Annotated in this window: 24 protein-coding genes; 8 read left to right on the top strand and 16 right to left on the bottom strand. The window is 69.2% G+C overall.

Going from position 1 to position 25838, the window contains the following annotated elements; genetic code table 11:
* Positions 1–361: 361 nt before the first annotated feature.
* On the bottom strand, positions 362–799 hold the full coding sequence (locus ABZX37_RS05775; RefSeq protein ID WP_354736395.1) for an SHOCT domain-containing protein: 438 nt from the start codon (positions 797–799) through the stop codon (positions 362–364).
* A gap of 688 nt (positions 800–1487) precedes the next feature.
* Between ABZX37_RS05775 and ABZX37_RS05770 the strand changes: the two genes are divergently transcribed.
* Positions 1488–8774, top strand: a complete 7287-nt coding sequence (locus tag ABZX37_RS05770; protein ID WP_354736393.1) for an RHS repeat-associated core domain-containing protein — start codon at positions 1488–1490, stop codon at positions 8772–8774.
* Positions 8764–9042 carry a hypothetical protein gene (locus ABZX37_RS05765; protein WP_354736391.1) on the top strand — a complete coding sequence of 93 codons (279 nt, stop codon included), beginning with the start codon at positions 8764–8766 and terminating at the stop codon, positions 9040–9042. Before ABZX37_RS05770 ends, ABZX37_RS05765 begins: the two co-directional genes overlap by 11 nt.
* Positions 9043–9234: 192 nt before the next feature.
* On the opposite strand, the gene ABZX37_RS05760 is transcribed toward ABZX37_RS05765, so the two are convergent.
* Entirely contained in the window at positions 9235–9723 is a 489-nt protein-coding gene (locus tag ABZX37_RS05760; protein ID WP_354736389.1) for a hypothetical protein, read from the bottom strand.
* Between ABZX37_RS05760 and ABZX37_RS05755 the strand changes: the two genes are divergently transcribed.
* A complete protein-coding gene (locus tag ABZX37_RS05755) occupies positions 9674–10639 on the top strand; it encodes a Dyp-type peroxidase (protein WP_354736387.1) in 966 nt (321 codons plus the stop codon). The two genes, ABZX37_RS05760 and ABZX37_RS05755, sit on opposite strands and share 50 nt — an antisense overlap.
* Before the next feature lie 1314 nt (positions 10640–11953).
* On the opposite strand, the gene ABZX37_RS05750 is transcribed toward ABZX37_RS05755, so the two are convergent.
* Complete coding sequence (locus tag ABZX37_RS05750) at positions 11954–12544, bottom strand: sigma-70 family RNA polymerase sigma factor (RefSeq protein WP_354736385.1); 591 nt, start codon at positions 12542–12544, stop codon at positions 11954–11956.
* Between the two features lie 290 nt (positions 12545–12834).
* On the opposite strand from ABZX37_RS05750, the gene ABZX37_RS05745 reads away from it, so the two are divergent.
* The gene (locus ABZX37_RS05745) at positions 12835–13815 is read left to right on the top strand and encodes a ferritin-like domain-containing protein (protein ID WP_354736383.1); all 981 of its coding nucleotides are present in this window, start codon (positions 12835–12837) and stop codon (positions 13813–13815) included.
* 80 nt (positions 13816–13895) lie between these two features.
* On the opposite strand, the gene ABZX37_RS05740 is transcribed toward ABZX37_RS05745, so the two are convergent.
* The 8 genes from ABZX37_RS05740 to ABZX37_RS05705 all read right to left on the bottom strand — a co-directional run bounded on the left by ABZX37_RS05740 (position 13896) and on the right by ABZX37_RS05705 (position 19555).
* The gene (locus ABZX37_RS05740; protein WP_354736381.1) at positions 13896–14459 is read right to left on the bottom strand and encodes an alkaline shock response membrane anchor protein AmaP; all 564 of its coding nucleotides are present in this window, start codon (positions 14457–14459) and stop codon (positions 13896–13898) included.
* Positions 14456–14983, bottom strand: coding sequence for a DUF6286 domain-containing protein (locus ABZX37_RS05735; RefSeq protein ID WP_354736379.1), 528 nt, complete (start codon positions 14981–14983; stop codon positions 14456–14458). The genes ABZX37_RS05740 and ABZX37_RS05735 overlap by 4 nt, the downstream gene beginning before the upstream one ends.
* Positions 14980–15348 (bottom strand): Asp23/Gls24 family envelope stress response protein, encoded by a 369-nt coding sequence (locus tag ABZX37_RS05730; RefSeq protein WP_354736377.1) that lies wholly within the window; start codon positions 15346–15348, stop codon positions 14980–14982. Before ABZX37_RS05730 ends, ABZX37_RS05735 begins: the two co-directional genes overlap by 4 nt.
* 3 nt (positions 15349–15351) lie before the next feature.
* Positions 15352–15528 (bottom strand): hypothetical protein, encoded by a 177-nt coding sequence (locus tag ABZX37_RS05725; RefSeq protein WP_344275056.1) that lies wholly within the window; start codon positions 15526–15528, stop codon positions 15352–15354.
* Entirely contained in the window at positions 15525–15842 is a 318-nt protein-coding gene (locus ABZX37_RS05720; protein WP_354736375.1) for a hypothetical protein, read from the bottom strand. Before ABZX37_RS05720 ends, ABZX37_RS05725 begins: the two co-directional genes overlap by 4 nt.
* A 112-nt stretch (positions 15843–15954) precedes the next feature.
* Complete coding sequence (locus ABZX37_RS05715) at positions 15955–16419, bottom strand: Asp23/Gls24 family envelope stress response protein (protein WP_354736373.1); 465 nt, start codon at positions 16417–16419, stop codon at positions 15955–15957.
* A 787-nt stretch (positions 16420–17206) separates the two neighbouring features.
* The gene (locus ABZX37_RS05710) at positions 17207–17881 is read right to left on the bottom strand and encodes a fasciclin domain-containing protein (RefSeq protein ID WP_354736371.1); all 675 of its coding nucleotides are present in this window, start codon (positions 17879–17881) and stop codon (positions 17207–17209) included.
* Between the two features lie 111 nt (positions 17882–17992).
* A complete protein-coding gene (locus ABZX37_RS05705) occupies positions 17993–19555 on the bottom strand; it encodes a molybdopterin-dependent oxidoreductase (protein WP_354736369.1) in 1563 nt (520 codons plus the stop codon).
* Between the two features lie 145 nt (positions 19556–19700).
* Between ABZX37_RS05705 and ABZX37_RS05700 the strand changes: the two genes are divergently transcribed.
* Both ABZX37_RS05700 and ABZX37_RS05695 read left to right on the top strand, forming a co-directional pair.
* Positions 19701–20399 (top strand): anti-sigma factor, encoded by a 699-nt coding sequence (locus tag ABZX37_RS05700; protein WP_354736367.1) that lies wholly within the window; start codon positions 19701–19703, stop codon positions 20397–20399.
* A gap of 84 nt (positions 20400–20483) precedes the next feature.
* The gene (locus tag ABZX37_RS05695) at positions 20484–20963 is read left to right on the top strand and encodes a sigma factor-like helix-turn-helix DNA-binding protein (protein ID WP_354736365.1); all 480 of its coding nucleotides are present in this window, start codon (positions 20484–20486) and stop codon (positions 20961–20963) included.
* An 80-nt stretch (positions 20964–21043) separates the two neighbouring features.
* Here ABZX37_RS05695 and ABZX37_RS05690 read toward each other — a convergent pair whose 3' ends face one another.
* Together ABZX37_RS05690 and ABZX37_RS05685 are read right to left on the bottom strand one after the other, a co-directional pair.
* The gene (locus tag ABZX37_RS05690; protein ID WP_354736711.1) at positions 21044–21223 is read right to left on the bottom strand and encodes a hypothetical protein; all 180 of its coding nucleotides are present in this window, start codon (positions 21221–21223) and stop codon (positions 21044–21046) included.
* A gap of 12 nt (positions 21224–21235) precedes the next feature.
* Positions 21236–21454: a hypothetical protein gene (locus ABZX37_RS05685; protein WP_354736363.1), complete on the bottom strand. Its 219-nt coding sequence runs from the start codon at positions 21452–21454 to the stop codon at positions 21236–21238.
* A gap of 255 nt (positions 21455–21709) precedes the next feature.
* On the opposite strand from ABZX37_RS05685, the gene ABZX37_RS05680 reads away from it, so the two are divergent.
* Positions 21710–22096 carry an STAS domain-containing protein gene (locus tag ABZX37_RS05680; RefSeq protein ID WP_354736361.1) on the top strand — a complete coding sequence of 129 codons (387 nt, stop codon included), beginning with the start codon at positions 21710–21712 and terminating at the stop codon, positions 22094–22096.
* Between the two features lie 712 nt (positions 22097–22808).
* Here the strand turns inward: ABZX37_RS05680 and ABZX37_RS05675 are convergent.
* Complete coding sequence (locus ABZX37_RS05675) at positions 22809–23834, bottom strand: LuxR C-terminal-related transcriptional regulator (protein ID WP_354736359.1); 1026 nt, start codon at positions 23832–23834, stop codon at positions 22809–22811.
* Between the two features lie 226 nt (positions 23835–24060).
* Here ABZX37_RS05675 and ABZX37_RS05670 point away from each other — a divergent pair, with 226 nt between their 5' ends.
* A complete protein-coding gene (locus ABZX37_RS05670; RefSeq protein WP_354736357.1) occupies positions 24061–24564 on the top strand; it encodes a hypothetical protein in 504 nt (167 codons plus the stop codon).
* A 647-nt stretch (positions 24565–25211) separates the two neighbouring features.
* On the opposite strand, the gene ABZX37_RS05665 is transcribed toward ABZX37_RS05670, so the two are convergent.
* Entirely contained in the window at positions 25212–25601 is a 390-nt protein-coding gene (locus tag ABZX37_RS05665; RefSeq protein ID WP_354736355.1) for an ANTAR domain-containing protein, read from the bottom strand.
* A complete protein-coding gene (locus ABZX37_RS05660; RefSeq protein WP_354736353.1) occupies positions 25598–25738 on the bottom strand; it encodes a DNA methyltransferase in 141 nt (46 codons plus the stop codon). The genes ABZX37_RS05665 and ABZX37_RS05660 overlap by 4 nt, the downstream gene beginning before the upstream one ends.
* Between the last annotated feature and the right edge of the window lie 100 nt (positions 25739–25838).

Genomic DNA, 25838 nt, shown 5'->3' with positions numbered 1-25838 from the left:
CAGCGACAGCATCGCGAGGAACACGCTCACGGTCGTCACGACGCTCGCGATGTTCTGGATCACGCGCCCACCTCACGCGAAGCGGAAGCACTGTCGGCAAGGCAGCTCTGTCCAGCGAATCGTCCGCACAGCGGCAGCGCCGCCGCGTCGGAGCCACCACCACACGGGCTGACAACGCGCCGCCCGGCATCACCATTTCGAACACGCCGATGTTGTCGGTCCAAGCACCAAAAGCATCACAACGACCACGCCGGACGTGACCGGACTGGAATCGTCGCCGGCTCCGGTCGGACGTGTCGCCCGGCGCAGCGCGGCGACTTCGGCGATCCCCGCAACAGGAGCGGAAGGCGAGACCAGCGGGTCAGTCCAGCAGTTTCGCCTTCGCTCGGGCGAACTCGTCCGGAGAGAGCACGCCCGTGTCGCGCAGCTCGGCGAGCTTCGCGAGTTCGTCTGCAATGGTGGCCTGCGCTGGCACTGGCGCGTGTTGCGGGACGTTCCCGCGGTACGAGGGATGCGCCCGGATCCATTCTTCGACCTTCGCCGCGGTTCCGTGGTTGACCGGGCAAGAAGCGAGCTCTGTCCCGCTGCCTTGCAGGACGAGCATCTGCTGGAACGCGCTCGCGCCGTTCTTCTTGTCCTGCCGCGTCGCCTTGCGGACCGAGAAACCGGTGATATCGGCGATGTTGACCTTGAAAGCCGGAAGCAGCTTGCCGGTTTGCCGGTACTCGATGACGCCGCCGCCGTAGTCGATGATGCTCCCGCTCCCGACACCCAACCCGTGGCTCTGCCCGCTCGCCATCACTTGCCTCCGCCCTGATCAACACAGTTCCGGTAGTTGACATCGCGGAAGCGAGCCCATCGGTTACCCGTCAGGCTCGGCAGCGATCAATACACGCGCTGAACCAGCACAGCTTCCGAAAGAACGCCTCGCACAGTTCCCCTGCGTATCCCCTGATGCGAGCTTCGCCTGGCTTCCCACCGGGACTGGCTGCCACTGATAACAGCCCAGGACCCACCGCCGCCTTCCCGAACTCGCCCGAGGCAAGAGACTCCGCAACGTTCAACGCGCGAGCGACTCGTGCTTGCGAATTTCAACCAGCAGCGGACGGGCCGCAACGCTCCCGCAGACCGCAGATGTCAACAACTTAATCAGATGAGGCCCTTTTGCCGACCTGTTGGTCAAGAACTAAAAATAGCGAATCCGCGTCAACCGCAAACCACGGCGATAGTCGTAGGTCATTCGGGTGATCAACGGCAGCGACCGTCCGGTTTGCCCGTTCTCGCGTCCGCCTTAGCCCGTTGATGCTCCGCGACTTGCCCATTCTTACCCGCACGACTTGCAAGCAATCTTGTGCACGGCGCACCGGTTGATTAGCGTCGTCAGCCGGTGCGCTTTTCGAGTTTTCCCGCGAAGCGGCTTTTCACGGTTCTGTCACGCGTTTTCGTTCCATTCAGAGCTGTTCACTCGGTGTTTCCTTGGGGGGATCGTGCCTGCCTTGCGGCGTGCGTTCATGCTGGGGTTGTCCGCGCTTCTGGTCCTGTCCGGTTCTCAGGTTCCGGCCAGCGGCGCGGCCGCGCCGGCGACTCGGGCCGCGGCGGCTCTTCCGTCGAATCCGGTGGATTACTCCTACGATGCCGCGGGCCAGCTGAAGGGCGTGGCCCAGACCGGCGCGGACGGCGCCGCCGGGCGCTACAACTACGACGCGTCCGGGAATCTGACCTCGATCGACCGGTACGCCTCGTCGACGGTGTCGATCACGAGCCTGGTGCCCGCTCACGCTCCGGCCGGCGCGACCGTGACGGTGTCCGGGACCGGGTTCGCCGCCTCCGCTGCCGGGAACACGGTCTCTTTCAACGGAAAAGCGGCCGCGGTGACCGCGGCGAGCGCCACGTCGCTGGTCGTCACCGTTCCCACCGGAGCGACAAGCGGGGCGGTGACGGTCGCGACGCCGTCCGGCTCGGCCGGCAGTCAGCAGGCGTTCACGGTGGACGCCGCGGCCGCGGCTCCGGTCGTCACCGGGTTCAGCCCCGCGGTGCTGACGGGCGGTTCGACGCTGACGATCTCCGGTTCCGGGTTCGACCCGGCCGTCGCGAACGACGTGGTGTCCGTCGGCTCGGTGCGCGCCAAGGCGAAGACCGCGACCGCGACGTCGCTGACGGTCGAACTGCCCGACTACGCGGCACCCGGCCCGGTGACGGTGGAGACCCCCGGCGGGGCGGGCACGAGCACGGACGACGTCATCGTGGCCCCGAGCGGATTCGCCGCGTCCGCTGTCGCGACGACGCCGCGGCTGGCCGTCGACGGCGCGGCGACCGTCGTGACGATCCCGGCCGTGGGCAAGATCGCGCTGCTGCGGTTCGCCGGGAAGAAGGACCAGCGGCTCACCCTCGGGCTGACCGGATCGACGTTCCCGACCGATTTCGGCGTCGGCGCCTTCACTCCCTACGGCGGCAAGTTCGCCCGCGCTCCCTACGACCAGTTCTGGGCTTTTTCCCAGCTGCACGGCGGATACGAGCTCCCGCCGCTGCCCAGCACGGGCATCTACCAGATCGCGCTGACGCCGCCGGCGAACGGATCCGGCTCGGTCACGGCCACGCTCTCCAGCCGGGTCGCCGGCGCGCTGAGCACGACCGGCGCGGGCACGCCGGTGACGCTGGCCAAGCCCGGCCAGCAAGCGGAACTGTCCTTCCCCGCAACCGCCGGCCAGCACCTGGACCTCGGCTTCAGCGGTTCCACGTTCGCGGCCGGCACGCTGGCCACGGCGTCGATCCGCGAGCCGCACGGGGTGGCTCTGCAATGGTCGCCCGGGTCCACCCGGGGACAGATCAGGCTGGACGGCAACGGCAATTTCGACTTCACCGCAGCCGAAACCGGCACCTACTCGGTCGTGTTCGGCTCCTCCGACCAGAGCACGGGATCGATCACTGTCACCGCCTCGGTCGCGCTGGAAGCCGGCGCGATCACCGCGGGCGCGGACAAGACCGTGCAGATCGACCGGCCCGGCCAAGACGCCCGTCTGACCTACGCCGGGACCGCGGGCACCGCGCTGAGCCTGGACCTCACCGGCTACGGCTTCGCCTATCTGCCTTTCCTCACCGTCACCGCGCCCGACGGTTCGGTCCTGACGTCGGGCATCGTCGCGGACTACCACTGGGAAGTTCCGGCATTGCCGACGACCGGCACCTACACGATCACCGTCGACCCGTACTCCAGCGCGGGCGCGTTCAGCCTGCGGCTCACGACGATCCAGCCCGCAGGAGCGCTCAGCGCGACCGGCGACGCCACGACGATCAGCCTCCCCCAGCCAGGACGCACCGCGGTGTCGTCGTTCCCGGCGACCGCGGGACAGACGGTGTCGGTGGCGTTCTCCGGATGGACCTTCCCGGCCGCGGCGTCGTTGTGGGTGCAGGTGATCGGCCCGGACGGCAAGGTCGCGGTGCGAGCGACCGACATCGGTTCGCTCAGCTCGTTCTTCTTCACCCCGACGGCGACCGGCGCGTACCGGCTGCAGTTTTCCCTGAACGACGCGACCAGCACCGGCGCGGCCACGGTCACGCTGTCGAACGAGCAGGCCGGCGGCGCACTTGCCGTGGGCGCCACCAAACAGGTCGGCGCCGCACGCGCGGGGCAGGGCACCCGCTTCACCGTCGCGGGCACCGCCGGACAGCACCTGAGCCTGGACTTCGCCGCCCCGACCTTCGCCCACACCTTCCGCGTCCAGGTGGTCAAGCCGGACAACACCGTCCTGCGCGACGGGAACCTGACCGAAACCCAGGTCGACCTGGATCCGTTGCCCGCCACCGGGACCTACCAGATCGTCGTGTACCCGTACGCCGAAACCGGCGCCACGCAGCTGACGCTCGAACAGCGCGTCGACGCCGGCGCGATCACGGCGGGCGGAGCCGCCAAGACGCTCGCCATGGCCCAGCGGGCCCAGCTCGGCGAAACCGGTTTCACGGCGGTCGGCGGCCAGCGCCTCGACCTCGGCCTCACCGGCTCGACGTTCCCCGCCGGCACGGTGCTGCGGGTGCGGGTGCTCGGCCCGACCGGGGCCGCGATCATCGACGACCGGGTCGACCCCGGCGGCGAGATCATCATCGTCCCGGCGACCGCCGGGAACCACCGGATCATCGTCACCCCGGACGGGTTCGCCACCGGTTCGGTCACCGCGACCCTGTCCGAGCCGATCGACGCGGGCACGCTGCAGCTCAACACGGCCAAAAACCTGTCCTTCCCCCGCGCAGGCCAGGAAAACCAGCTGCACTACAACGGAACCGCCGGACAGCGCCTGTCGCTCAACACCACCGGCGGCACGGTGCCCTACTACCCGTACTACCAAGTGTCCAAACCGGACGGTACGGTTCTTGCCAGCGGCCAGGGCGGCGCGTCGATCAGCCTGCCCGCGCTGCCGGTGACCGGAAGCTACGAGATCATCCTCGGCCCGTACTCCAACACCGGCACCGCCACGGTCGTGCTCGTGCCCGCCGCCGCGTCCGCGCGCTCCTCGGCGCAGCCCCGCGCCCTCGCACCGCCGGCGGTCGCCCCCTCGCCCGGCCCCGGCGCGGCTCTGCAGCTGTCCAACGCCGACGCGATGCCCCCGCGCGCCCCGGGCGTGCCCTCCGGCTTCCAGCAACCCGCCCCGTCCGCGCAGGCCGGCGCGCAGACGTGGACCCCGGACAAAGCCAACCTCGCCGGCAAGGACTGGACGACCCACCGCGCCGCCGTGGCCGCGGAGCAGCCCGCGGCGCTGAGCGCGAGCCCCGGCACGACGGCGTTGTCAGGGCGGGTGCGGACGCTGGACGGCCGAGGCCTGCCTGGCGTCACCGTCTCGATCGACGGCACGCACGCCACCACGGATGCCGCCGGACGGTTCCTGCTCGCCGGGATCGGCGCCGGGCACCGCGTGCTGCGCGTCGACGGCGCCACCGCCAGTGGGCCCAAGGCGTCGTTCGGGTTGTACGACATCGGGGTCGACGCGGCCGCCGGCCGCACCACCGCGTTGCCGTACCCGATCTGGCTGACCGCGCTCGACGCCGCCCACACCGTCGAATTCGCCTCGCCGACCCCCAGCGAAGTGGTCGTCACCAACCCCGCCATCCCCGGCCTGGAAGTGCACCTGCCCGCCGGGGCCGTGGTCCGCGACGTCGCGGGCAAACCGGTGACACGGCTGGGGATCACCGCGATCCCGATCGACCGCCCGCCGTTCCCGCTGCCGAACTCCCACGTCCCGGTGTACTTCACCGTCCAGCCCGGCAGCGCCTACGTGTTCCCCACCGGCGCCCGCGTGGTCTACCCGAACTACACCAACGCCTCACCCGGCACGGTGATGGACTTCTGGCACTACGACCCGGCCGGCCGCGGCTGGTTCGTCTACGGCCACGGCAAGGTCACCGCCGACCGCAAGCAGGTCGTGCCCGACGCCGGCACCGAGGTCTACCAATTCACCGGCGCCATGCTCATCGAGCCCGGCACCGCGCCCCCGCCCCCGGTCGCCTCCAAGCCCGGCGGCGTCGTCAGCGCCGCGGACCCGGTCGACCTCGCCACCGGACTGCTGACCGGCAGCCACACCGACCTCGCCGTCAACGACACCCTGCCGCTCGCGATCAACCGCACCTACCAGCAGGGCGACACCGCACAACGCACCTTCGGCGTGGGCGGCGACTTCGACTACAACATGTACCTCTACTCCGACCAGCAGTGGATCGACGGACAGCTGATCCTGCCCGACGGCGGCCGGGTGCGATACCACCGGATCACCCCCGGCGGCACCGGATCGACCGACTTCCTCGACGCCGTCTTCGCCGCCGACCCCACCCCGACGAAGTTCGCCGGATCCGTGCTGGCCTGGAACGGCAACGGCTTCGACGTCCGGCTCCGCGACGGCACCACCTACGTCTTCGGCGAAGAAGCCCCGCTGCAAGCCATCCGCGACAAATTCGGCAACACCATCACCGTCCACCGCGCAGCCGCGGCCGCCGACCCCGACGGCATCGTCCGCGCCAAGGGACGCATCACCCAAGTCACCTCGCCGAGCGGGAAATGGTTCGGCCTGTCCTACGACAGCGACCACGAACTCGCGCTCGTCAGCGACAACACCGGCCGCGCCGTCACCTACGACTACGACACCTCCGGCCACCTGACCCAATTCGCCGACGCGGGCAACAACGTCACCACCTACACCTACGACCCCCAAGGACGCCTCGCCACCAGCAAGGACGCCCGCGGCACCGTCTACTCCGCCAACACCTACGACGCCAACGGGCGCGTCACCAAACAGACGAACGCCGACGGCACGTTCTTCACGATCGACTACACCACCGGCGCGGCAGGCAACGTCACCGAAACCCGCCTGACCGACCCGCGCGGCACCGTCCGCCGCCTGACCTTCAACGCCGCGGGCTTCACCACCAGCGACACCGCCGCGTTCGGCACCCCGCTCGCCCAGACCACCACCATCACCCGCGACCCCACCAGCAACGCCGTCACCAGCACCACCGACGCACTGAACCGCCGCACCGACTTCGGCCGCGACCCCTACGGCAACCTCACCTCTCTCACCCAGCTCGCGGGCACCTCCGGCGCCCGCACCGCGACCTTCACCCGCGACGGCTCCTTCGACCAGATCAGCCGCAGCACCGACTGGCAGAACAACGCCACCGTCTACGGCTACCTGCCCAACGGCGCGCTGCACACCGTCACCGACCCGACCGCGCGCACGACCACGATCGACAGCCTCGAAAACGGCCAAGTCAGCAAGGTCGCCGACAACCTCGGCCACGCCACCGTCTACGGCTACACCCTCGGCGAGCCGACCAGCTCGACCGACCAGCTCGGCCGCACCACCCGACAAACCCTGGACGCGACGGGCCGGGTCACCGGCAGCCGGGACCCCACCGGCTCGGCAACGACGATCGCCTACGACGCGCTCGACCGGATCGCGTCGGTCACCGACCCGCTGGGCCGCACGACCGCCTACGGCTACGACCCCAACGGCAACCTCCACACCGTCACCGACCCGCGCCAGCACACCACCACCTACGACTACGACCCGCTCGACCGGGTCACCTCCCACACCGACCCGCTCAACCGCAAGACCACCTACGGCTACGACCCGGGCGGCAACCTCGCCACCACCACCGACGCCCGCGGCACCACCACCGCGATCGACCACGACGCCCTCGACCGCACCTCCGCCGTCCGCTACGGGGTCACCCAGGCCGGAGCGGAAAGCCAGACCGGCTACGGCTACGACGCCGGCAACCGCCTCACCTCGGCCGCCGACTCGATCGCCGGCACCACCACCTTCAGCCCGAACGACCTCGACCAGCTCGCCCAGACCACCACCCCGCAAGGCCAGATCAGCTACACCTATGACCCGGCCGGACGCCGCAAGACCATGACCGCGGCCGGCCAGCCGCAAATCAGCTACGGCTACGACAACGCCGGACGGCCCACCAGCATCGCCCAGGGCAGCACACAAACGGCCATCAGCTACGACGGCGCCGGCCGGCGCAGCACCGTGACCCTGCCGGACGGCATCGTCGAAACCTACGGCTACGACAACGCCGGCCAACTCGCCTCCATCGGCTACACCCGCGGCACGACCACACTGGGCGACCTCGCCTACACCTACGACAACGCCGGACGCCCGATCCACGTCGGCGGCAGCTACGCCCGCGCCGCCATCCCCGCCGCCTACGGCCCCGCCGCCTACGACAACGCCAACCAGCTCACCGACCTCGCCGGAACCGCCCGCACCTACGACAACGCCGGAAACCTCACCGCCGACGGCGCCACCAGCTACACCTGGAACGCCCGCGGCCAGCTCACCGCCTCCGCCACAGCCGGGCAGACCACCGCCTACGCCTACGACGGCCTCGGCCGCCGCATCGGCAAAACCGCCGCCGGCACAACCAAGAACTACCTCTACGACGGCCTCGACCCCGCCGCCGAACTGTCCGGCGCCACCGTCACCGCCACCACCCTCACCGGCGGCCTGGACCAGGTCTACGCCCGCACCACCGGCGGCACCACCCAATCCCTGCTCACCGACCGTCTCGGCAGCACCCTCGCCGTCGCCGACACCAACGGCGCCGTCACCGGCGAATACACCTACCAGCCCTTCGGCGCCACCACCCTCACCGGCACCGACAACGCCAACCCCACCCGCTTCGCCGGCCGCGACGACGACGGCACCGGCCTCTACCACAACCGCGCCCGCTACTACTCGCCCGGCGACCAGCGCTTCCTCAGCCAAGACCCCCTCGGCTTCGCCGGCGGCGACAGCAACCTCTACGCCTACGTCACCAACCAGCCCACCAACCTCACCGACCCGCTCGGCGCCAAACCGCAGGCCCTGTTCCGGGGAACCACGCGCGGATATCCCGGCAGCGAAGGGACGCAACGCGTCGGAGTCACTCCAACGTCCACCGATCCCGGCGTGGCCGCCACGTTCGCCACGCACTCTCAGCAATTCGGTGAAGCGGTGGTCCAGATCGCGTTGCCCGGCGACCTTGCGGGAGTGGCTACTTACGAGGGGTACATAGCGTCCGAGTTCGAAGTGGGCGTGGACCTGGCACCGAACGAGTTCGCCCGGCGGATCAGCGCGGAGATACCGGCAGCCGACGCCAGGGGGCTCCTGCGCGATCTGGGGATCGCCGTCCCGGCAAGTGTTTCCATCAGCGAGATCTCGCCTACATTAGAGGCCATGCCGAAGCTTTCGGCGGCACAGATCCAGCAGTTCGTCGAAGGAGCGCTGAAACTTGGCCGATAAAGTCTCCGTCTACGTGCAGGAGGTGGAATCCGTTGCCGCGGAACATGCGGTCTGCGTGGTGCGCGCACTTGAAGGCACAACCTCGATCGGGCAAGTTTTCAACGCCTTCGTCGACAGTACGGGCGATCGCGCCTCAGTCTCGATTCGAGTGGACAAGATATGGAGATACGGTCGAGAAACCGACATCCTCGATCCCGCCCATACCGCGCGCCTCGAGGTCAGCGGGTCCGGTCTCGACAGGCTGCGATCTTCCGGCGTTTTGACCTGAGCGATCGCCCGATGAGCCGCCCCTCCCGGCAAGAGGGCGGGACGGCCCGTGAGGACGGCAGTCAGGGAACCCGATCGGCCCAGGGGCTGCCGCGCAGCGAAGTCCCGCCACGACCGCCGGCCTGGCGCGCGACAGCGGAACCGAACGAGCACGAAGCGAGGTCCCGAGGCAGGAAACGACAGCCCCGCAGCATTACTCCGCCGCAAGCGGGCTGAGGGCTTGGGACGCAACCGTGCCATGCGCGGAAATCAGTTCGGCATTGTTTTCAATGAATCGGATCGAGAAGAGATTTTCGTGCACGTCAAAACCGAGCGATACGGATTGCGGAAAAGGTTGGCAGTGCGGGAACCGGCCGGATCGCGAGACGATGCCGCTGCTCGCGCGTCTTTGCGGCAGAGAGCGCAAAGGCCGGTGGCCTGGTCGACGTGGACGGAGCGGAGCGGCTGTGGCCGATAGCGACTGCTTGCCGGTCCGGAGCGCGGAGCTGCCGCGCAGGGCGCTTTTCGGCTCGATACTGGCGGCGTCGATGGCTGCTTCGTGTTCGGCCGCCCCGGCATCGAGGAACGACGTGCCGGAGTTGGCGGAGCGCTCACAGACCGGAGTGGTGACCCCGCCGCCGAAGTCGGTCGTGATGTCGTCGCTCGACTTCGCGGCGACCGACCGTGCAAGCGTGGAAGCCACCTTTCGAAGCCTTGACGAGGCGATCGCAGGCAACGAAGTCACCGTGGCCGTCGGTGCGTCGCTCTTCGACGGCAGGTTCGGATTTCAGGCGCTGCGGCCACGCCGGCTGGGAACGATGCCTGCTTTCCCGAACGATGTGCTGGACGCTCGTCAGTGTCACGGCGACATCCTGGTGCAAGTCTGCGCCGCGGAATCGGGGGAAGCCGAACGCGTCAGCCAGCGGCTGGCGGGAGCGACCAGCCGCTGGCTGCGGCCGAGATGGAGCATCGGCGGATTCCGCGACGAGAACTCGGCGACCAAAGACGGCAGACCGTCCACAAGGGACCTGTTCGGATTCCGCGAGGGCGCGGGAAACCCCGACGTCAACGATCCGAAGCTGATGGACCAGCTCGTCTGGGTCCAGCCGGCCAGCGACGAACCAGCGTGGACCGCGGGCGGCACCTACCAGGTCGTCCGGCTGATCCGATTCGCGCCGTCGTTGTGGGACGCGGAATCCGTCGCGCGCCAAGAGACAGTCATCGGACGGACGAAAAGAGACGGCTCCCCGCTGGGACGCCTCGGCGAGACGACACCATTCGACTACTCCAGCGACCCGAGCGGGGAGACCATCGCGCTCGACGCCCACATCCGCCGCGCCAACCCCCGACGACCGGAAACGGACCAGAACCGGATCCTCCGCCGCGGCTACTCATACCGACGCAACGCAGAGAACCCGCGCGACGAAGGACTGATCTTCATCTGCTTCCAGCAGGACCTCGAACGCGGATTCGCCGCCGTCCAACGCCGGCTGAACGGACAGGCCCTCGACAAATACATCCTGCCCTTCGGGGGCGGCTACTACTTCGTGCTGCCCGGCCCCACCCATCGCCCCGGCGACTACGCAGGCAAGGCACTCATCGACGCCGCCCACGCCTGAACACCACATGCCAGGAAACACCCCTGCCTGACGAGCCGCGGACAACGGCGTTCAACCGGTCGAATGCTTCGTTATATGCTCGTCGCAGGCCGTGCGGCCGACGAAGATCGACCGTCCCTGGACCACGTCGGCGCGGCGCGCTCTGGTGCCCCGGCGTCCTCTCGAACCGACTACGACCTACGCGTTATGCGCGAGGCCCCTTGGCACGGCGAGAGCTCAGCGGTCGGAGTGTGGGTGGCCAGCAAGGCTGCAGACTGCGTCGTGAGCCCGCGCGAGCAGGACGGCGTCGTCGAGATGTCCGGCTTCCGCAGCAGCGAATTCCGCATCCTTCAGTCCAACCCGGACTGTCTCCAGATCGACACGGGGCCGGGTGTTTCCGCCGACGAGGGCAACGGTCGCACACGAAAAGTCGGTTCCATGTGCCACACGCTGGCAGAGCGCATCACGTCAGCCAAGAGAGCTCGAGGAATCTGTGGACAACCCGGATTCTGTCCGCAGGCACGCCAGCCCGGCGTCGCCTGCATCCCCACAACGCGTTCACGCCACCCGTGCTCCCTTGCACACGCATGAGACGACGGGGTCCGGAACGTTGCGTGTTACAGCGACAAATGGCCGCCGCGGGCAGCCGCAACCGATCCGTCTGGCCCGGGGTTGCGGGTACGGCCGGATCGCGCAGTGGTCACCACTCGCGCCATCCGCGTTGCCTGGTCGGGCCGAGCTCGTCCCGGTATCGGCCAGGGTGGAGGAACTGTAGGTAGCAGGCGATGCAGGGCAGTCCCGTGGACGGTGCCTCCGGAGACGGGACTGGAGCGGGCACCCCTGCGGGTTCGAGTTGGTCGCGTTGCAGCCGGACACCGCAGAGCGCGTCGACCGTCTCCCCTTCGCCTTGAGCAGGCACCAGGTGGGTTTCGCGGTCGGTTTCGCCGGTGACGCGGCCGGTCGAGGTGCGGCCGCCGCGGCGCAGGCGCAGCGCGAACACTTCCGGCCGGCCCGAGGACTGAGGGGCACGGCCGGCGGGGTTGAGGCGATGGGGGTTCATGGGTTCCGCGCCGCCTCTTCCGTCGTGTTTGAACGGTGGCACCGAACCTAGCCGTTACCGGCCGGTGACAAAACAGCACCGACGATGATCGTTCCTGTCGGCGACCGGAACGCGGGACTCGCATCACCCTTTCGGCTCAGCAATTCGGCGGCAATGGGGCACGTCCGGCTGCGGCACGTACACGCAGCGCCGACATCGTGCACCCGTACCGGTGGCCCGCCACAGCCGCTTTCGCGCCCCGGCCCGAGGCGGTCCACTGGTGTGCGAATCGGCGGTCACGCGGGCGCTCCCAACGCGTCCCGCAGCCGGATCATCCCGTCGTGCACACGGGTTTTGACGGTGCCGACCGCGACACCGAGCCGGTCAGCGGCCTCGCGGCAGGTGAGGCCGCAGAAATAAGTCAGCTGGATCGACTCGCGCTGAAGCGCGGTGAGCCGGCGGAGCGCGCCGCGCACTCGATCACGATCCACTATGGACAGTGCGGCCTCTCCGGTGTCGTCGTACGGCCGACGGAACTCGAGCCGGGCCGCTTTGTCCTGCCGGTTCCGGAACGCCTGTTCGGAGCGGACGCGGTCGACCGCGCGCCGGTGCGCGATGGTCAGCGCCCAGGTCAGCACCCTCGCGGTACGGGACGGGTCGAACCGGGCAGCCTGACGCCAGATCTCCAGCAGCACCTCCTGCGTGACCTCTTCCGACTGGGCCGGCGAGCACAGGACCGCATTGACCTTGCCGTGCACCGGCCCGGAGAGGTATTCGTACAGCCGCGCGTACGCACGCTGGTCCCCTTGTGCGGCAAGGACGATCAGGACTTCCGGCGTCAGCGCGAAGGTTTCCCGCGCTGACGGCGCTGAGCGGGTGGCGGGCATGCGGAGTCCTTCCCCGGCGGCTGGTCACCGGTGATTCGCCGGCGAGGGCCGCGCGTATTGGTGCGAGCCCTGCGGTCACCCGGTCGAGAGCCGCCGGATCGCGGCTCCGGCGAAGGCCCCGACGACACGCGCGCGGCTCCGGATTCCGGTCACCTGATCGGTGCACCCGGCCAAACCGGGCCGCCACCGGCTCCGAACCCGAATCGTCCACGAAGGATCCGTTCTCGCGGCCGGGCGTCCGGCCGCGAGTGACGCCCGCGCTCCCCGCGCGGGCGGGGAGGAGTTCGTCCGTGTTTGGCAAGCTTTATGCAGCTTCAATGATCAACCGGAGCGCGGAGAACGACCAGGACCGCCGCCGTTTCCTGCGGGCCGCCGGGATGACCGGGCTCGGAGTGGTGGGAGCCGGTGCGCTGGGCGGCCTGACCGCGGGCACCGCGGCGGCCTCGACCCGCCCGGCGCACGAGGCGGCCGAAAGCGCTCAAATCAGCGATGGCGCGGTGCTCAACTTCGCGCTCAACCTCGAGTACCTGGAAGCCGAGTTCTACCTGCACGCGGTCACCGGACGCGGGCTGCCGGACTCGATGACCACCGGCACCGGCGCCCAGGGCGGAGTCACCGGCGGCCGGGCAGTGCGGTTCGAGACGAAAGCCGCCCGCCAGTACGCCCATGAAATCGCCGGCGACGAAAAAGCGCACGTCGCTTTCCTGCGCGGCGCACTGGGCTCCGCGGCCGTGAGCCTGCCGCAGATCGATCTGCAATCCAGTTTCACCGCCGCCGCGCAAGCTGCGGGCCTCGTGAAAAAGGGGCACACCTTCGACGCGTTCGCCTGCGAAGAGAATTTCCTGCTGGCCGCGTTCCTTTTCGAAGACGTCGGGGTGACGGCCTACAAAGGCGCCGCACCGCTGATCAGCAACAAGACCTATCTGGAAGCCGCTGCGGGCATCCTCGCCGTCGAGGCCTACCACGCCGGCAACATCCGCACCGCGCTCTACGAACGCGGCGGCGGCCTGTTCGGCACCAACTCGCGCGAAGCCACCGTAAAACTCTCCGACGCCCGCGACAGCCTGGACGGTCCAGGCGACGACGACCAAGGAGTCATCGACGACCGCGGCAATGCCAACATCGTGCCCGCCGACGCCAACGGCATCGCCTACAGCCGCAGCCCCGGGCAAGTCCTCAACATCGTCTATCTGACCAGCAAAGCCGCTACCTCGGGCGGCTTCTTCCCCAAGGGCGTCAACGGTGCCGTGAACACCAGCGCGGCGCACTGACCCGGCCGCCGCGGTGCCGGGCCGCCGCCAGCGGTCCGGCACCGGAGGTGCGCGGCACCCGACCTGGCATCCGCGGGCGGCTATCCGACGCGGGACGTCGCGCGGCTGGTGAACCGGAACTCGATCGCGACCGGAATGTCGTTCAGTTCCAACGCTTCCTCGAGCCGCGGCAGGCTCTCCTCGGTGATGCGGCCGCGGATCTCGCCGAGGTCGACGTCCTGCTCGCACGTGACAATCAACGCCAGAGACGGTTGCTCCCGGGTCCCGGCAAGGGACGCGCTCGCCTTGTGCACTCCGGAATACCCGCGCAGTTCCTCGGCGAAGGGGGCCACTGCGTCGTCAGCGCGCAACTCGGTGCGTCCGTAGGCGGGATCGGTTTCGAAACGCCACACTCCCGTGCGCGGCCGGTGCGCGAGCTGGGCCAGCAGCCAGCGCAGTGCGAGCAGTCCCACCACGACCGCCGCCGCGGCGATCACGTAAAACGTCCAACCCGGCGGCTCCCCCGTGCCCGGCACAAGCGGTGCTTCGGGATCGATTACCCGCAGCACGCGGAAATGGATGGCCAGACCGAAGCCGCCCGCAGCGAGCAGCACGAGACCGATCACCGCGAGCAGAAACCGATTGAGCGCGGCCGGACGATTCATGACCCCTCCCTCGTAGCACGAACCCGCACCGACACCGCGGGCCGTCGAGCCGGTGCGATGTGGTCGAGCCGCGACTCGACGGCAGAACGGACCGCGTCCGTCAGCCCGTCCGTCCGGGTGCGTGCCGTTTTCACCCGCACCTTGACCTTGCGCGAGCCGGTCGAGAGCCGGGCTCGGTCGACCCCGTCCACGCCCGTCGCGGCTGCCCGCAACGCGGACCGGTAGCCCACGGTGTCGGCACCGGAATCCGGGTCGCCCGTCAACGGGAGGATCCGGCGTTTGCCCGGCAGGAGCGCGGCCCACAGCAGCACCAGCCCGACGAGCGCTACCGCACCCGAAATCAGCGCTGGGACGAGATCAGTCCAGTGCGCGTTGTGGACGGCAGTGGCGACCGCGCGATAGTCCAGCCACGGCTGGTTCCCGGTCAGCCGCTGAATCACCGCGACAGCAACCAGTACGCACACGGCCAGCAGCGCACCGGCGGTCAAGCTCGCCGGAAGAGACCGGCGGGTTCGGCGTTTCACTCGACCCTCCTCTGCTCAGCGGCCTCGGCGTGCAAAGCCGTCACCGTGATGCCGACGCGCCGGACCGGCATCCCGGTCAGCTCCTCGACCCGCCCCCGCAAATGGCCGCGGACCCGTTCGGTCGTCGCGCCGACCGGGGCCGGGTACTCCAGCGAGATCCGCACGTCCAGTTCCACCTCGCCGCCCGCGATCCGGACGGACGTTTTCGCCGACCGGTCCAGCGCTTCCCCGCCGAGGCTGATCCCGAGCGTCCGCCCGGCGGCCCCGCCGACCCGGTCGATCTCGCCCGCCGCATGGGCAGCCAGCCGTTCGACAGCGTGCTCGCTGATCACGAGGCTGCCCCGCTCCTCCGCTGCGACAGCCACAGCTCACCCCCGATCGCGGCCGGTGAGCTGCGAGAGGTCGAGCTTGCCGTCGAGCAGACGACCGACGAGCAAACCCACCGCGCCCAGCACGAGGACGAGCAGGAACGCACCGAAGCCGCCGATCGCGGCGGCAATGCCCAGCGCGAGGCCGGTGATCAGGCCCAATCCCGTTGCGTTCACGACACCGTCTCCTTCCTGTTCTCCGACTCGGTTCCCGCCGCAGCCGGCACTTCGACGTCGGCGATCAGCACATGCACCGGCCGCCCGGGCGACGCGACAGCAGCACGCACCGCGGCCGCCACGTCACCCGCCGAGAACGGAGCCCAGACCGTCACGCCGACGGTCACGTCCGCCTCGGTCACCCGCACTCCGCTCACCCGGCCGCCCGCGCCAAGCGTCGCGACCCGGCCGAACGGGCCGCTGTGCAGCTCCGCCACCTCCGGCAGCTCGCGCATGGCAGCGACGATCCGGGCGGCCTCCTCAAGCGGGTTCATCGCGGCCAACCGTCCGCGTCGAGCACGCGGTCCAGCCGAACCGCGCGCCGCACACGCCCGCCATCACCGGCAACCGCACCGAAGCACCGCCCCGGTCGGCCCGCGACCGCGCTCACTGCACCCGGCCGCTGTCGCCGGACGCGTCCTCCTCGTCGTCGTCCGAGGGCAGGTGCAGGTCTCCCACGTTGATGTTGACCTCGACCACCTCCAGCCCCGTCATTCCCTCCACCGCGCTGATCACGTTCCGCCGGATCGACCGCGCGACGTCCGCGATCGAAACCCCGTACTCCACCACGATCTGCAGGTCCACCGCGGCCTGCTTCTCCCCCACCTCGACCGAAACACCCTGCCCGGCCGACGCCGTCGCACCCGGAATCCGCTCCCGCAGCGCCGAAAACGCCCGCGCCGCACCACCGCCCAGGTCGTACACGCCCGGGATCTCCCGCGTCGCCAACCCGGCGATCTTCTGCACCACCACGTCCGCGACCGAGGTCGTCCCCTGCGAACTGGTCAGCGGACCCGCATTGACCTTCTCCACGTCCTGGGACTTGGCCGCCGCGTCAGTCGTCGAAGCCATCGAAACTCCTCCTGTCGGTTCCCGTTGTTTAGTTCATCGGTTCGACTCGCCGGCCACGCGAAACTCACTCCCCGAACGAATGACGAAGATCACATCATCGGGTGAGTGACGATTTCTGATCCGCGTTGTCGGCCTGCCTGGCGCATTTTTCGCACCGTCCGCGAAACGTGAACGTTTTCCGCACCGCTGCTCAGACTTGGCTTGCCGCTGAATATCTTGCCCGTGTGCATCGTGCTCGCGAGCGCCGGACTCTGCCGCAATCATCGCGGAACAATGCCCCGGATTCCCTCAAGAACGAACACACTACAGGCCTTTGTGGACTTACGACGGCGTCCGACCGAACCCAGCATCGCGGGCAATCGCGTCGACCGTGCCCACTGCCGACTGACCGAGCGCGCCAGAGACCGCCCACCGTTGCGTCGGCACCGAGCACACCGTCACTCGCACCTCCAGCACGCCAAGACATTCCGGCGCTGGTTCCGCGCACCAGATCGGGGGACCTGACAGCAACGGCGGCTTCACTGCTCTGATTTCGCGCACCGGCGCGGGCCGGCCGGCACCACGAGCCTGGAGTGAGCAAGCTGTGGCACCGGCCGGCGGGACGCTGCCGCTGTCGCGTCCCCCGACGGCGAATGTCACGCGCCTCGCCGTCAGTCTTTGGTGGCAGAACGGGTTGCGCGTTCGTACAGCGAGGCACGGCCGCCGCGGTTCCGGGTGATCGGCGGAGCCGCGGCGGCCGTTGTTCCGGACTTCCCGCAAGGCAAGGGTGGAAGCCCGGAGCCGGGTGCTATTTGTTGGTGCCGGGGGTGAGGACCTTGTCGATCACGAACACGGTCGCGTTCTTGGTCGGGATGTTGCCGCAGAGGATCTTCGCGCCGTTGACCGTCATGTTGTCGCCGGAGCCCTCGATCTTGAGCGGCCCGCCCGCCGTGTTCAGCGAGGTCACGTCGCCCGCGGAAGCGAGCCCCTTCGCGTCGTAGCGCTTGCCCAGCACGTGGTACTGCAGAATCGGCGCGAGCTGGGTCGGGTTCTTGGCCAGCTCATTGAACTTCGCGTCGCCCAAAGCAGCAAACGCCGAGTCCGCAGGCGCGAACACGGTGATCGCCTGCTGGCTGTTCAAGGTGTCGACCAGGTTGGTCGCCTTGACGGCGGCGACCAGTTTCGTCAACAGCGGGTTGGTCGAGGCCGCGCTGGCCACCGGCTGCGGACCCATCGAGTCCAGCGAGCCTGGAGCATTGCCCTGGGGCAGCTTGGAACACGCCGGACCAAACACATCGGCGTTGGTGGTCATCCCGTCGCCCGAGGAAGCGCTGCTGGACATCGGCGCGGACATCGAACTCGACATCGGCGCACTGCTGGAACTGCCGCTGCCGGAGGAGGCCTGGTCGTTGCCGCTGCACGCGGTCAGCGCGAGCGCGGCGACGGCGGTGAGGCCGATTCCGGCGGTGCGAAGGGTTTTCACGAGTGTTCTCCGTTCACAATGGACTGATCCGCGCCGGCCGGTCGAACGGCCGGTTGTGCGGGGGATTCGGTGCCGCGCGCGGCCCGGATGGGTCCCGCGGGAAGAAAATTCTCAGCTCGCGATGAACGTGGTGGAGTGCCAGCCGGTCGCTCCGTTCGGCACGGTCCCGGCGCGCTGGTCGGTCTGGGTGTAGCCGGTCTTGTCGGTGGCGCGGACGAATACCTGGTGGGTGCCGGGTTTCACCGCGATCTGGGTCCACCACATCCGCCAGGTGTTCAGATTGACCTCAGCCGAAAGCGTGACCGGTTGCCAGTCCCCGTTGTCGACCCGGATCTCCACCTTTTCGATGCCGTTGTGCTGCGACCACGCGATCCCGGCCAGCCGCACCGCACCGGCCGGAACCGTGGCGAAGCCCTTGGGCGTATCGATCCGCGACTCGGTTTTGATCGGAGCCTGCTCGCTCCACCCGCGTTTGAGCCAATACGCCTGCCGCGCCCGCCACGTGGTCACTTCGATGTCCACGACCCATTTCGTGGCCGACACGTAGCCGTAGAGCCCGGGTGTCACGAGCCGCGCGGGAAAACCGTGTTCCAGCGGCAACGGTTCGCGGTTCATCCCGATTGCGAGCATCGCCCCTCGGCTGCGGTCGAGCGCGGCCTCGACCGGCGTGCCGGAGGTCCACCCGTCCACGCTGGTGCAGAACAGCTGCTCCGCGCCCGGACGCACCCCGGCTTCGCCGAGCAAGTCGGCCAGGTCGATGCCGACGAAGTTCGACGTGGACACGTAGTCGCCGCCGACCTCATTGGACACGCAGGTCATGGTGATCGTGCGCTCGACGAGCGGCCGGTTCCGGATGTCGCTGTAACTGTAGGTCCGTTCCTTCTCGACCATGCCGTGGATGCGCAGGCTCCAGTCTTCCGTGCGAACCTGCGGCACGGACAACGCGGTGTCCACCCGGTAGAAATCCGGATTCGGCGTGAGAAATCGCGGCGTGCCCAGTTTCGCGAAGTCCGCGTCGGCCGGGATCGCGGGCGCGGTAGTGGCGGGCACGAGTTTCCCCACCGCCTCGCGGGATGCGGTCGCGTCGCGGGTTCCGCTGATCAGCTGCCCGGCCCCGCCGAACGCGCCGGCTCCGACGACGACCCCGGCACCGCCGAGCAGGAAGGAACGGCGGGACGCGCCCGAAGAACCGCTGCCCGCCACGATGTCTTTTCTCGGAGCGATTCGGTGCAGCAGAAGGAAAACCGCCACCCCGGTCACCAGGCTGGCGAGCGGCGCCAGCAGAGCGACCGCGGAAAGGTCCGGCCGTTCGTAGACGGCGAAGCCGCCCACCAGGCCGAACAACGCGATGATCGCTGCCCCGATCACGGGCGATCGGGCCGAGAGCATTCCGGCGACGGCGGCGACCGCCACCATCACCACCGCCATCCCGCTGAGCAGCACCAGTTTGTCATGCGTGCCGAACGTCCGCACCGCGAAGTCCTTGAGCTGCACCGGGGTCAGGTCGATCGCCCCGTTGCCGACCGCGAGATACGGAGACGCGTTGATGCTGATGAACGAAGCGACCAGATGTCCCGCGGCCAGCGCGGCGAGCAGGGCGAGCACGCCGCACAACGCCGCGGACGGCAGCCGCAGTCTCGCCGCGCCGGCTTCGGGAACTTCCGCAGTGGTCATACCGGGCCTTCGGCACCGAAGGCCCCCCGGTTTGGTGCGCACCCGGACCAAACCGCCGGAGCTTCCGCGACGAATGCCTCCTGACGCGCGGCTGGACAGTTCTGTCCATAGTGGACTTTCGGCGTCCGGAACGGGAAGGGGCGGCATGGGTACCGCCGACACGCACATGCTGACCGGCGCATACGCACTCGACGCGGTGACCGGCGCCGAACGGGCTCATTTCGAGCAGCACCTGCTGGTGTGCGGGACGTGCGCTCAGGAAGTGCGCGAGCTGCGAGAAGTCGCCAGCCGGATGGGCATCGCGGCGGCCGTCGAGCCGGGCCCGGGGATGCGGGCCGCCGTGCTGGCCGAGGCCGCCGCCACCCGGCAGACACTATCGCTCGAATCGGTGCCGCGGTCGCGGCGGGTTCGGCTCGCGGTCGCCCTTTGTACGGCGGCAGCCGCCGTCAGCGGGCTAGTCGCCGGTATCACCCTGAGCGAACGCACAGCCCCTGCCGCACCGGTCGCCCTCGGATCGACCGACATCCGCCGCGCCCCGGACGCGATCACCCTCACGAACCGCAGTACCGGGGGCACGGTTACCGCCGTCGTTTCCCGGTCGCTGGCGAAGCTCTCCTTGGCGCTCGACGGCATGCCTGCGCTCGACGCCCGGCACGCCTACCAGGTCTGGCTGATCGGGCCCGGCGGAGTGCATTCGGCCGGGCTGCTCCGCCCCGGTTCCGGACCGGCCGCGCTCGTCGGCGCGCTGCCACCGGACGCCGACCGGGTCGGGGTCACGGTCGAACCGGCCAGCGGGTCTTCCCGGCCGACCACCGCGAGCGTCGCCCGGCTCGATCTCAGCTGATGCCCGGACGGCGGTTTGCATCGCCGACGCCCGGGTAGCCTCACGCCGGAGCCGGAGCCGGAGCAGGCGGGTGGAGGAACCACGATGACGGCCGGAACGCACACCCCGCACGACGCACACCTGCGCGCGTTGCCCCCTTGGCTCAGCGGGGATCCTTCGTTCGGGGAACGGATGATTTCGCTGGGCTACCGGGTTGCCTGCAACCTGGGCTCGTCGTCGCGCGTGCGGAAACGGGTGTGGCGGCGGGTCACCGCCGAGCTCGCGGTCTCCGACACCGCGGGACCGGATCACGGACGCCCGGCGCGAGATCGGGTTCTGGCCTCTCTGCACGCTGAATTCCCGTCCCGCGGCCGAACGGCGAAGCTGGAGTCCGCGGTCCGCGATGCGGTCCTGCTCGACGAACTAGCCCTCCTGCCGCCCCGGCAGCGCTTCGCTCTCTGGGCGACGGCGGTGGAGCACCGGAGCGTCGCCGACGTCGCTCGCACGACCGGCTGGACACCGGCGCAGGTCGCCCGCCTGCTCCGGACCGGGTTGCGGACCGTCGGCTCCCACTCCCCGGAGTAACCCGGGGGTCGCTCCGACCGACCGGCTAGGAACAAAGGCCAGTTCTTCGGCTCCGGCACGCAGGAGCCGATTCGCAGCCGTCACGACCGACAGCCGCGACGGCGGTTCGCGGACGCCCCCGGACGGAGGACGGAATCGGCGGCCGCCTGGACGGCGACCACCGCGAGCGCGAGCGTCCGGAGACGCTGGCTCGTGTACCGGGCACGCTTGCGCAACAAGACGAAAGCCTCTTCTAGGTCGAGACCGCCGCGCCCGGCCAGAACCCCCTTTGCCTACCGGCCGACGGCCTGTTCGCCAGCCATCCGGGCGTGCAGATCGTCGGCGGGCCAGGAGCAGGCAAGTCGAGCCTGGCCCGACATCTGACCGCGGTTACCGCCCGGCGCTGGCTCGACGACGCGACCGGCGCTTTGCCTGAGATGACGGCCGCCGTCGGGGGCAGATCTCTGACGCGCGGTGTCCTGGAGCTTCTTGAGGGTCTTCTCAAGCGTCACGGCCGACAGCATACGAAGCCAGTTCCGCTCACCGCGGGCAAGCGCACTCGGCGTGTTCGACGGTCAGATCTGGCCCTGGCGAGGAGAGCGCTCTCTCCGCAGGATTGCTTTGAAACGCGACATCGCCTGTTGTCGTAAACAAATGCCCGCGCTACGGTGAGAAACCACGGTTAGCCAGGAGCCGCCCCCAGCGCCCCAGCCCAGGTGGGCCATGCGTTGGTTCTCCTCTTGCCGATGCCGCAGGAGAGCCGCCGCATGATCAGCCCGATCCGCCGCATCTCCCCTGCCGCGCCGAAGCCGCCGCCCGTGCGCATCACGGTCAGAACCGGATCCGGTGTCACGGTCTTGGCGCTCTCCGGGGATCTTGACTCGTCGACCGTCGCCTTCTTTTGTGAAGAGTTGCTGTACGAGATCGAAAATTCACGCCACCCAGTGATCATCGATCTCGACGGGGTTGCCTTTTGCACCTGCCGGGGCCTGTCGGCGCTAGTGGCGGCGAGTCGCGCGGCCCGGGCGGCGGACGTACCGCTCGTGATCGTGACGAGCCAGCGAGCCGTAGTGCGCCCCATCCGCTTGTTGGGACTGGACCGGACACTCGACCTGCGCCGCGGTAGCGAAAGCCTTCCCTGGACGGTCTCCTGATCTTCGAAGGCCGCGTCACTCCCGATGAAACCGGCCGCGCGTTCGCGCAAAGAAGCCGAACTTGTCGCAACCCGCTAAACGGGCATTTCCCAACGGTGCCTGACCGCACGCGCACCGTCTCTCAGCTGCCACCGTGAGGATCGACTGTTCCCTTGCGCAACCCTGCGAAACGGACCTCGGCGTGAAACTGGCGGGGGAACCGTCCTGCCTCAAGGTCGCCGCCGTTTCGGCGACCGCAGGGACTCTGGCGGTGCCGGAGTCGGCCAGGGCAATCAGTTCGCGCTTTCAGCCGGGCGTGCGTGTGGCCGGGACAAGGTCCAGCTCCCGGCCACACGCAAAGGCCGTCTGCGATCCAGGATCGCCACGACGTCCACATTCTTCATTTCCCGGCGTGGCTGACCACTGAACCGCCGCGTCGCGTTCGGGGCAATGGAGCCGCGAGCGCGGTCGCGCCAGCGATGCGAACCTGCCGCAGCGAGACGGTGCGGCGTGATCGCAAGACGATAGCCGCAACCCGCCAAGGCAGTTGTCGTTCATGCGCTTTCGAAAACAGTTCGTCTGTCAGAACTGCCGACGTTGGCCGCTGCCCTGCGTCTCGCGCCGTCTCTCCATCCCGACCAGCGTGCTGCCATGCGCAACCGCGCCCTCCAGGTCGCGTTGCGTGACTACGACCATCCGGCCGCCGTGCGCGGTGCGGGGCTTCGCGGCGGGGTCAGCGGGTCAGCACGGTGAAGAGTTCTTCGCGGCTTGTCACGCCGAGTTTCCGGTAGATGGCTTTGAAGTAGTCGTTGACGGTGTGTGCGGAGAGATCGAGCCTGCGGGCGATCTGCTTGATGGGCAAGCCGCCGAGCGCCTGCTCGACGACAGCTTTCTCCCGGTCGGTGATGCCGCAGCAGGTGGCGACCGCGGAAAGCAGGTCGGCGGCGGAGGCGGTCTGGACGGTGACTGCCACGTCGCCGGGCCGGGCGCCGTGGAGCGGTTGCGCGTGAATGCTTGCCCAGCCGCGGGAAGTGGGCACCGTGCTGACCGCGGGCGGGTCGCCCCGGCGAGCGGCGACCACCGGATTCACCAGAACGATTTCGGGGCCGGGTTCGCCGCCACGCGCGGGGTTGGCGGCGAGGTCGCGCAGCCACTCGCGACCGGCCGGGGTCGCCGCGGTGATCCGGTCGTCGCGGTCGAGGACGAGCGTGCCCGGCACTGATCCGCGGACCGGGCTCGCCGGGATGCCCGCGGCGAAGCGCCGCACCGCGGCGGTCAACGGCCCGCTGAGCCGCTCGGCGTACCGGATCTCGTCGGCGGTGAACGGGTTCGCTCCGTGCTCGCGCGTCAGCCCGAACGCGCCCCAGGTCCGGCCGCGCACGGTGAGCGCGATGCGCAGATCGATGCCGACCCCCTCCGCGGCCATGAGTTCGTTCACTGCCTCGGTGGCGCGGGTCGCGGGCCGACCGGAGTCGAGCATCGCGGCCAGGCTGCCGCCCAGCGCGGGGTTCAGATAACGGTTGGTACGACAGTGGTGCGCCATCCGAAAGCCCGCCCGCAGACCGTATCCGGTCTTGCCCGCCCGCATGACGACCGTGCCGGTGGCCGGATCGACCCCGCCCATCAAGCAGGCGTACCCGTCGTGGGGCAGGCCTGGGCCGAGGATGCGGGAGAATTCCGCGGCCAGTTCGTGGAGCGTGTCGGCCTCGCCTGCGGCACCCAGCGTTGTGCGGGAGACCGCGTCGATCGTCGGTGCCATCGCTCAATCCTAGCTGCTGTCAACCCCCTCGGTCATGGGATTACCCCGGCGCGGCTGGGGCGGCACGATTGTTGCCGGGCAGGCAATTCGGCTTTCACCGCAGAGGAAAACGGATACATCGGCACAGCATCGCCACAACACCGGGCAGATCCAGACGTCCGGCCGGAACTGTCGGCTCATCTGACACGGAAACCGGAATTACAGCAAAGAAGAAGGGGAAACACGCATGAGATTTTCACAGAAAGCCGGGCTGGTCGCGTCAGCGCTGACGCTGACGACAGGGCTGGCAACGTCAACGGCAGCCGCTGCCCCCAGCACAGCCTCCGCGGCGACACGGCCTTCGATCGCGTCGGTTTCGTTCAGCGGGAGCGGCGGATCCGGCGTCGCCTCGCCCACGATCACGCTTACCGGCTCCGGTTTCGGGGCCGCCCCGCCGCCCAGCACCCCGGACAACATCACCAGTTGCGGCACGTACACCAACAACGGCTTCGTCTTCGGCAACCAGCTCCACTTCCTCGACGACAACAACTTCGAGGCCGGAGCCAGCAACCCCGACGGCAGCGCCAACTGCATCGGCATCATCCCGCTGTCATGGAACGACAGCCAAGTCGTCCTCCGATTCGGCAACGCCTACGGCACCTTCGCCCACTGGTACCTGTCCAACGGCGACGGGTACGCCATCTCCGCCAAGGACGGGCTCTTCGGCGGCACCGTCAGCGGGCTGAACTGACCCGAACCGCCCTCGAACGACACCGCATCCGGCGGGCTGGCCAAAGCGGTCGGCCCACCGGGTGCGCCACGGGGCTCCCGTCTCGCCGGGGGGGAAGAGCGGAGTGCGGCAACGACAATCCCCGACGGCGAACGCCGGCCCTGATCAGGACTCCGGACCTTGCAGATCACCCCCGAGAGAGGATGCCCGCCCGCGCGACCTCGCCGAGAACCGTCCACAGGTGCTGATCATTCACACACGTCATGTGACTGTGAGCCGTATCTGTCACCAGGAAGAAACCTCAACCTGCGCTCCGTATCTCGTTGTGAGCGATATCTGCAACCAGCGGCTCGACTGCTCGCCGCGATGGACGCTCTCCTGCCGGATTCGGACCGCTCTGTGGACGCAGCGGCGATTGTCGTGGTGGATGGCGTCGGCGGTGGCGGACAAACCGCTGTGGTTGTGCAGTGGGCTCTTCGGACCGAACGCGCTTCGCCGCCGCGCGCCTCGCCAGTCACGCGAAATCCGGACATGCCGCCAGATGGTGTTGCTTCAACGCCGACCGCCCGGCCGTGCTCGCCAGGGCACCGCGCCGCGCCGCCCGTCCCGCTATCGCCGCAGAGGACGCTTTTGCTGGCGCTGACAACGGATCGCGGGCCGCGCGAGGGTCAGCCCGCAGACGTCAGCGGGGGCAAGGGGAAGGCCAGGACGACGTCCGGGGCGAGGACTTTGCGGGCGATGTTGTCGGCGGTGGTGCTGAGCCGTTGGCCGTGGGCGCGGGCGTAGCGGCGCATGCGGTGGAATGCTTCGTCCATGGGGATGGACCCGGCTTGGGCGAGCACGCCTTTGGCTTGTTCGATGGTGATGCGGCTAGTGAGGGCGTGCTGGAGTTGTTCGGCGCCGACCTCGCCGTGGCGGATGGCGCGTTCCTGACGCGCCAGCGCGTAGGCGGTCGTCCGCCCGATCCTCAACGCTCGCGCCGCCGTCATCAGATCCACCACCGCGGGCAGCGCCGCCGCCTCGGCCACTGTCATCGGCACCGGCCCCTCAACGGTCACGACGTCGCACCTCCCGTCAGCCGCCGCCGCGCCAGGTCGTGACAGGCAGGGTCCAGATCGATCCCGACGAACGAGCATCCATGCTCCAGCGCGGCAATGCCGGTCGTGCCGCTTCCGCAGAAAGGATCCAGGACCACGCCCCCGCGCGGGCACCCCAGCGGAGGCAGCGGCGGACGACCTCCACCGTTCCCGACGCGGGATGCCCCTTGCCGGAACGCCCAGCCGACACCCGCCACA

Origin of the sequence: Amycolatopsis sp. NPDC004079, from assembly GCF_040610415.1 — a bacterium.
Taxonomy (GTDB): Bacteria; Actinomycetota; Actinomycetes; order Mycobacteriales; family Pseudonocardiaceae; genus Amycolatopsis; species Amycolatopsis halotolerans.
The sequence above is the reverse complement of the archived record's forward strand: the minus strand, read 5'-3'. Positions and strand labels throughout refer to the sequence as shown.